Source organism: Burkholderia sp. SCN-KJ, assembly GCF_024656005.1.
Classification (GTDB): Bacteria; Pseudomonadota; Gammaproteobacteria; order Burkholderiales; family Burkholderiaceae; genus Burkholderia.
This window is the reverse complement of the sequence record NZ_JANKOG010000024.1, coordinates 102,643-110,874: the sequence shown is the minus strand read 5'-3', so window position 1 is coordinate 110,874 and position 8,232 is coordinate 102,643. Positions and strand designations below refer to the sequence as shown.

Here is an 8,232-nt window from a genome sequence, read left to right as displayed (position 1 = left end):
AAGAAAAAGCCACCGGACCCGACGGCCCGATGGCTTGTTCGCACGCGATGCGGGACGGGGCATTGCGACGCCCCCGACCGCGCTCACGCCATGCTTACTTGCCGCCGATGCTCTTCAGCGGCTTCCATTCGCCCTTCTCGACCTTGTACATCGTGATGCCGCCGTTCTTCAGGTCGCCCTTCGCGTCGTACGCGACGTGCGACGACGTGACGCCGGCCATGTCGGTCTTCGCGAGCACCGGCAGGTACTTCGCCGGATCGGTCGAATCGGCCTTCTTCATCGCGTTGAGCATCGCCATCGCGCCGTCGTACGCGTACGGCGAGTACGTCTGCACGTCTTCGCCGAAGCGCTTCTTGTACTTGTCGGCGTAGGTCTTGCCGCCCGGCATTTCTTCGAGCGGCAGGCCTGCCAGCGATGCGATCGTGCCGTCGGCCGCGTTGCCTGCGATCTTCAGGAACGTCGGCGTCTTCACCATTTCGCCGCTCATCAGCGGTGCGGTGATGCCGAGCGTCTTCATCTGCTTGACCATCGGCGCTGCCTGCGAATCCGCGCCGCCGTAGTAGACGAGGTCCGGCTTCGCGGCCTTCAGCTTGGTCAGGATCGCCTTGAAGTCGACCGCCTTGTCGTTCGTGAATTCACGGTCGACGATCGTCGCGCCGCCGGCCTTCGCGGCCTTCTCGAACTGGTCGGCGAGACCCTGGCCGTAGGCCGTGCGGTCGTCGACGATCGCGATCTTCTTCATGCCGAGATCCTTCGCCGCGAAGGTGCCCGCCACCGAGCCCTGCTGCGTGTCGGACGTCATCATGCGGAAGGTCGTCTTGTAACCCTGCTGCGTGTATTCCGGCGCCGTCGCCATCGCGATTTGCGGAATGCCGGCGTTCGCGTAGATACGCGAGGCCGGAATCGTCGTGCCCGAGTTGAAGTGGCCGAGCATGCCCTTGATGCCGTCGTCGACGAGCTTCTGCGCGACCGTCGTGCCGGTGCGCGGGTCAGCCTGGTCGTCCTGCGTCTCGAGCACGAACTTCACCGGCTTGCCGCCGATCTTCGGGCTGGTCGCGTTGAAGTCTTCCAGCGCGAGCGCGATCCCGTTCTGCATATCCTTGCCGTAGTGAGCCTGGGCGCCCGTCATCGGCCCTGCGTAACCGATCTTCACGTCATCCGCATGGGCCGTCCCCGCCAGCGACATGACAGCGACGAACGTCGCGCCTGCCAGCTTTTTCATCGTGTGTTGCATAGCTTCTCCTTGGTACCAGGGTAAATGGAGCGGCTTCGGGATCGCCTTGCCGCTTCCTTTGATTGATCCGAACGGCAAGGATGGTCAGCCGATCGTCATCAAATTCGCATTGCCGCCCGCCGCGGCCGTGTTCACGCTCACCGAGCGCTCGGTCAGCAGGCGCTCGAGCGCGTAGTCTTCCGCGTCGCCGTTCTCGAACGCGCCCGCCGACACGCCCTGCACCGACACGATCGGGCCCGGCCGCTGCGCGACGTCCTTCACGAGCGTCTGCAGCTCGTCGCTGTCGCCTTCGAACAGCACCGCGTCGAATGGCGCGTCGGCCTGCTTGCGCACGGCCGCATGCGCCTTCAGCGCAGCCGGCAGCGCCGCCACCAGCGCCTCGCCCGCGGCACCGGCGAACAGTGCGCGGTTGCCCGTCGCCAGCACCGCCGCGAACTGCGCGCGCGCGCCGCTCGGCGTTGCCGCGACACACAGCACCGTGCCGCGCGGGCCGAGTGTATACGTGTTTCGCTCGCCGGTCGGGCCGGTCAGCACCGCGGTCGCACCGGCCGGCACCTGCGCCAGGTAGCCGTCGCAGCGGGCCGCCAGCGCCGGTTCGCGCTGCTCGATCAGCCAGTCGCGCAGCGCGGTCAGCGCCGTCGCCGGGTTGCTGCGCTGTTCGCCATCGACCGCGCCGTCCGCGATCAGCGTCTGCGCGAGCGAACGCGGCAGGCCCGACGGACGCGTCGCGAGCAGGCGCTGCAGGTACAGCGCGCCGCCGGCCTTCGGACCCGTGCCCGACAGCCCTTCGCCGCCGAACGGCTGCACGCCGACCACCGCGCCGATCACGTTGCGGTTCACGTAGATGTTGCCGACGTGCGCGTTCGAGATCACGTGCGCGATCGTCTCGTCGATCCGCGTGTGGATGCCGAGCGTCAGGCCGTAACCCGTCGCGCGGATCTGCTCGAGCAGCTTGTCGAGCTGGCTGCGGCGATAGCGCACGACGTGCAGCACGGGGCCGAACACTTCGCGCTTCAGCTCGTCGATGCTGCCGATCTCGATCAGCGTCGGCGGCACGAACGTGCCGTGCGCGCAGGCTTCCGGCGACGGCAGCTGCGTGACGGTGTGGCCCTTGTCCTTCATCGTCGCGACGTGCGTGTCGATCGTCTGCTTCGCTTCGGCGTCGATCACCGGGCCGACGTCGGTCGACAAGCGGTCCGGGTTGCCGAGCGCCAGCTCGTGCATCGCGCCCTTGAGCATCGTCAGCGTGCGGTCCGCGACATCGTCCTGCAGACACAGAACGCGCAGCGCCGAACACCGTTGACCGGCCGAGTCGAACGACGACTGCATCACGTCCGCGACGACCTGCTCCGCGAGCGCCGACGAATCGACGATCATCGCGTTCTGGCCGCCCGTTTCCGCGATCAGCGGAATCGGCTTGCCGTCCGGGTCGAGGCGCGCGGACAGCGTCTTGTTGATCAGGCGCGCGACTTCGGTCGAGCCGGTGAACATCACCGCGCGCGTGCGCGGGTCGGCGACCAGCGCCGCGCCGACGGTCTCGCCGGTGCCCGGCAGCAGCTGTACCGCGCCGGCCGGCACGCCGGCCTCGCGCAGCAGGCGCACGGCTTGTGCGGCGATCAGCGGCGTCTGTTCGGCCGGCTTCGCGAGCACCGTGTTGCCGGCCGCGAGCGCGGCGGCGACCTGCCCCATGAAGATCGCGAGCGGGAAGTTCCACGGGCTGATGCAGACCACGGGGCCGAGCGGACGGTGCGTGTCGTTCGAGAATTCGTCGCGGATCTGCGCCGCGTAGTAGCGCAGGAAGTCGACCGCTTCGCGGATTTCGGCGATCGCGTTCGGCAGCGACTTGCCGGCTTCGCGCACGATCAGGCCCATCAGCGTGTGCATCTGCGCTTCGAGCAGATCGGCCGCGCGCACCAGGCAGTCGGCACGCGCATCGACCGGCGTCGCCTGCCAGATCGGTGCGGCGGCCACCGCGTGCGCGAGCGCCGCGCTTACGTGCTCTGCCGTCGCTTCGCTGACCGTGCCGACGATGTCGCGCTGGTCGGCCGGGTTGCGCACGTCGCGCGCCGGGGCGTCGGCGAGCGCGTCGTCGGCGAGCATCGGCGCCGCGCGCCACGGATGATGCGCGCTCGCGAGCAGCGCGGACGACAGCGACGCAAGACGGTGTTCGTTCGACAGGTCGAGGCCCATCGAGTTGGGACGCTCGTCGCCATACAGGTGGCGCGGCAGCGGAATCTTCGCGTGCGGCGCGCCGAGCGGCACGACCTTCGACGCCTCGTCGACCGGATCGGCGACCAGTTCCTTCACCGACACGGTTTTATCCGCGATGCGGTTCACGAACGACGTGTTCGCGCCGTTTTCCAGCAGGCGGCGCACCAGGTACGCGAGCAGCGTTTCATGCGTGCCGACCGGCGCATACACGCGGCACGGACGGTTCAGCTTGTCGCGGCCCGTGACTTCCTCGTACAGCGGCTCGCCCATCCCGTGCAGGCACTGGAATTCGTACTGGCCCGGGTAGTAGTTCTGGCCCGCCAGGTGATAGATCGCGGCCAGCGTGTATGCGTTGTGCGTCGCGAACTGCGGGTAGACGGCGTCGGGTGCCGCGAGCAGTTTCTTCGCGCACGCGAGATACGACACGTCCGTGTAGATCTTGCGCGTGTAGACCGGATAGCCTTCGAGGCCGTCGACCTGCGCGCGCTTGATTTCGGTGTCCCAGTACGCGCCCTTGACGAGGCGGATCATCAGGCGGTGACGGCTGCGGCGCGCGAGGTCGATCAGGTAGTCGATCACGAACGGGCAGCGCTTCTGGTAGCCCTGCACGACGAAGCCGATGCCGTTCCAGCCCGCGAGTTCCGGATCGAAGCACAGCGCTTCCAGCAGGTCGAGCGACAGCTCGAGACGGTCGGCTTCTTCCGCGTCGATGTTCAGGCCGATGTCGTAGCGGCGCGCGAGCAGCGCGAGCGCACGCACGCGCGGCAGCAGCTCGCTCATCGTGCGGTCCTGCTGCGAGCGCGAGTAGCGCGCGTGCAGCGCCGACAGCTTGATCGAGATGCCCGGGCCTTCGTAGATGCCGCGGCCGCCGGCCGCCTTGCCGATCGCGTGGATCGCCTGTTCGTACGACGCGTAGTAGCGCTGCGCGTCCTCTTCCGTCGTCGCCGCTTCGCCGAGCATGTCGTACGAGTAGCGGAAGCCGCGCGCTTCGTACTTGCGGCTGTTGGCGAGCGCCTCGGAAATCGTCTCGCCGGTGACGAACTGCTCGCCCATCAGGCGCATCGCCATGTCGACGCCCTTGCGGATCAGCGGCTCGCCGCCACGGCCGATCAGGCGCGTGAGCGCCGACGAGAGGCCCGCTTCGCTGTTGGTCGTCACGAGCTTGCCGGTGATCATCAGCCCCCAGGTCGCCGCGTTCACGAACAGCGACGGCGCGTGGCCGACGTGCGAGCGCCAGTCGCCCTTGCTGATCTTGTCGCGAATCAGCGCATCGCGGGTCGCGCGATCGGGGATCCGCAACAGCGCTTCGGCCAGACACATCAGCGCGACGCCTTCCTGGCTCGACAGCGAGAACTCGTGGATCAGCCCTTCGACGCCGCCGCCCGAGCTCTTCTCGCGCAGCGCCTCGACGAGCTGCGTCGCGAGCGTCTGCACGTCGGCCTGCAGGTGCGCCGGCAGGCGCGCCTGGCCAAGCAGGAACGGCACGCATTCCGGTTCGGGGCGGCGATACGCGGCCGTGATCGCCGCGCGCAGCACCGATTGCGGCTGCACGTTCTGGGCGAACTCGAGGAACGGATGCGGCGAGTTGTCGTCGTCACCGTCCGGAGTCTGGCCGTCGGCGAGCTCCGTCACGCCGCTGCTGCCCGACAGTTCGGGCGGCAGCTGGCCATGCTCGATCCGCTCGAGGTACGCGAAGATCGCCTGCTTGATCAGCCAGTGGGGAGTGCGCTCGAGACGCGCTGCCGCGTCTTTCAGGCGCGAGCGGAGAAGGTCGTCGACTTTGACGCCAAGAGTCGTGCTTGCCATGGTGGGTTCGTGCGCCGGTGCGAGCCCGGCAATGTGGTGTGAGAGGATGCGCGAAATCCTACGGCACGCAATAAAAAGGTGCAACCGAATTAAGAGATTGGTTGCACCTCGAAGTTACTCAATATAATCAACCACTTATAAGGTTGCAACCTAGGGGTTGCCCGTGGTCGGTGGATCGGTGTTTTCCCTGATCGAGGGCGAGTTGGCGCGCGTGGGCAACCTTCGGCGTGCGCGGCGGAGGGGGAAGACGGGTTGCACTGGCTGGAACGGCGGGTACCGCAGGCAGGTGTGGAACGCGTCCGGCAGGGATTGCATGCCGCTCGGCGGGTCGGCGGGTCGGCAGGTCGGCAGGTCGGCAGGTCGGCAGGTCGGCAGGTCGGCAGGTCGGCAGGTCGGCAGGTCGGCGGGTCGGCGGGTCGGCGGGTCGGCAGGTCGACGGCTCGGTACCGGGGAAGTGGCGCGCGGCACGACGACCGCCGCCGCACCGCTCAGATATCCAGCGGATCGACCTCGACGCTCCACCGCAGCACGCCCTTCAGCGCGCGCAGCTCCGGCTGCCACGCGCGCAGCGCATGCTGCAGCGCGGCCCGCGACGCGCTTTCGAGCAGCAGCTGCGCGCGGTGGACGTTCGCGACCTTCACGATCGTCATCGGCACCGCGTCGTAGACGGTCACGCGATCGGCACCCGGCAGCCCCGGCAACGCGGCCGCGGCCTGCAGCAGGAACGCGAGCGCCGCGTCGAGTGTGCGCCCTTCGGCGCGCAGCAGCGCCTGGTAGACGAACGGCGGCAGGTGCGCGTCACGGCGCTCGCCGAGCGTCGAATTCGCGAAGCCGACGTAATCCTGTCGGCCGAGCGCGTGATACAGCGCGTGACGCGGATAACGCGTCTGCACGAGCACCTCGCCCGGCAGCCCCGCGCGCCCCGCGCGGCCGCTCACCTGCATCAGCTGCGCGAACAGCCGCTCGCTCGCGCGGAAGTCGTGCGAGAACAGCGCGGTGTCGGCATTGAGCACGCCGACGAGCGACACGCGCTGGAAGTCGTGCCCCTTCGCGATCATCTGCGTGCCGACCAGGATGTCGACTTCACCGGCGTGCACATCCGAGAACAGCGCCTGCGCACTGCCCTTGCGCCGCGTGCTGTCCGCGTCGATCCGCAGGATCCGTGCGCCCGGCACGGCCTCGGCGAGCGCCTCCTCGATGCGCTGCGTGCCGCGCCCGAGCGGCGCGATGTCGACGTTCCCGCACTCCGGGCACGAACGCGGAATGCGCGCTTCCCAGCCGCAGTGATGGCAGCGCAACGCGTGCTCGGGTTTGTGCAGCACGACATAGGCGCTGCAGCGCGGGCAACCGGCGACCCAGCCGCACGCGTCGCACGCAAGCTGCGGTGCGTAGCCGCGCCGGTTCAGGAACACGAGGCTCTGCTCGCCGCGCTCGAGCCGCGCCTTCAGCGCCGCGACGAGCGGCCCCGACAGTCCGCCCATCGACGCGCGCCCGCGCCGCCGCTCCTCTTCGAGATCGATCAGCCGCACGGTCGGCAGCGTCGCGTCGGCCACCGCGCGGCGCGACAGCGTGAGCCGCGTGTAGCGCCCCTGCTCGGCCTGCCACCAGGTCTCGAGCGACGGCGTCGCCGAACCGAGCACGACCGGAATGCCGAGATGCTTCGCGCGCCACACCGCGAGATCGCGCGCCGAATAGCGCAGCCCTTCCTGCTGCTTGTACGCGGGCTCGTGCTCCTCGTCGACGACGATCAGCGCGAGCGTCGGCAGCGACGCGAGCACCGCGAGCCGCGTGCCGAGCACGATCCGCGCGCGGCCCGTATGTGCGGCGAGCCAGTTGCGCGCCCGTTCGCCTTCGGCGAGCCCGCTGTGCAGCGTGACGATCGCGTCGTCGGCGAGCGTGCCTGCGAAGCGCGCGCGAAACGCGGCCTCGAACTGCGGCGTCAGGTTGATTTCGGGCACGAGCACGAGCGCCTGCGCGTCGGGCCGCGCATCGAGCAGCGCGGCGAGCGCATGCAGATACACCTCGGTCTTGCCGCTGCCGGTCACGCCATGCAGCAGGAACGGCGCGAAGCCCTGCGCGGCGCGGATCGCGTCGAGCGCCTCGGCCTGCTGGTCGGTGAGCGCCGGCGGCACAGTTCGTCCACCGGTTGTCGACAGGTTATCCACAGCTTTGAGCACAGGCGCGTCGGCCCAGCCGATTTCCTCGATCGCGACCCAGCCGCGCGCCGCCCAGTCGTCGAGCGTGGCCCCCGCCTTCGGATGCAATGCGCGCGCATCGGGCAGCGTCAGCGAATCGGTGTCGGCGAGTGCCTGCGCGAGCCGCCGCAGCGCGGCCCCGCGCGCGGGCAGTGCGTCGGGCAGCGCCGCGCGGCCGGCTTCGGTCAGCCGGTGACGCACCTCGGGCGCCAGCAGCCGCCCCCAGCGCTCCGCGTCGCGCAGCGCCTGCGGCAACGCCGGCAGCGCGACTTCACCGCGACCGCGCTGGTAGTAGTCGGCCGCGAAGGAGACGAGCGCAAGCCAGTCCGGCGCCAGCGGCGGCAGCTCGGTACAGATCGCGTCGATTGCCCGCAAGCGCGACGGCGGCACGTCGGTGTGAGTCGTCACTTCGCAGACGAGGCCGACGACCTGCCGCTTGCCGAACGGCACCTGCACGAGGGTGCCGGGCTCGGGCGCCGGCTGGACGTCGCAGCGGTAGTCGAACAGGGTGGCGAGCGGATGGTCGAGGGCGACCCGCAGGTAGGTGCCGTCCATCACCGCGCTCCGGCGACGCACAGCGCACGGACGACTTGCATCCGAGTCCGCATCATGGTGACGAACTTAAAGTAAAACTTCAGATTCGGCGCTAAGTTTTGGATTCGCATTAGGAATCGCCGTATACCCTGACCAGCCTGTGGATAACTTTGTTGAGAACTCCCCGTCCAATCGCCGCAAAGCGCGCGGGGCCGTGCTTTCCGCTGTTTCCGGCCGCCGTGTGCCGCGCCC

3 protein-coding genes are annotated in these 8,232 nt (G+C 69.0%); all 3 read right to left on the bottom strand.

From position 1 onward, the window contains the following. Window positions 1-94 precede the first annotated feature (94 nt). A complete protein-coding gene (locus NQV17_RS30565; RefSeq protein ID WP_257775127.1) occupies window positions 95-1,234 on the bottom strand; it encodes a branched-chain amino acid ABC transporter substrate-binding protein in 1,140 nt (379 codons plus the stop codon). An 84-nt stretch (window positions 1,235-1,318) separates the two neighbouring features. Next, the gene (gene putA / locus NQV17_RS30560; RefSeq protein ID WP_257775126.1) at window positions 1,319-5,251 is read right to left on the bottom strand and encodes a trifunctional transcriptional regulator/proline dehydrogenase/L-glutamate gamma-semialdehyde dehydrogenase; all 3,933 of its coding nucleotides are present in this window, start codon (window positions 5,249-5,251) and stop codon (window positions 1,319-1,321) included. A 488-nt stretch (window positions 5,252-5,739) separates the two neighbouring features. Continuing rightward, complete coding sequence (locus NQV17_RS30555; protein WP_257775125.1) at window positions 5,740-8,001, bottom strand: primosomal protein N'; 2,262 nt, start codon at window positions 7,999-8,001, stop codon at window positions 5,740-5,742. Between the last annotated feature and the right edge of the window lie 231 nt (window positions 8,002-8,232).

What these genes read in the sequence shown, in the direction of transcription:
- putA (WP_257775126.1), bottom strand. Translation starts at nt 5,251, where the DNA reads ATGGCAAGCACGACTCTTGGCGTCAAAGTCGACGACCTTCTCCGCTCG.
- NQV17_RS30555 (WP_257775125.1), bottom strand. Translation starts at nt 8,001, where the DNA reads ATGGACGGCACCTACCTGCGGGTCGCCCTCGACCATCCGCTCGCCACC.
- NQV17_RS30565 (WP_257775127.1), bottom strand. Translation starts at nt 1,234, where the DNA reads ATGCAACACACGATGAAAAAGCTGGCAGGCGCGACGTTCGTCGCTGTC.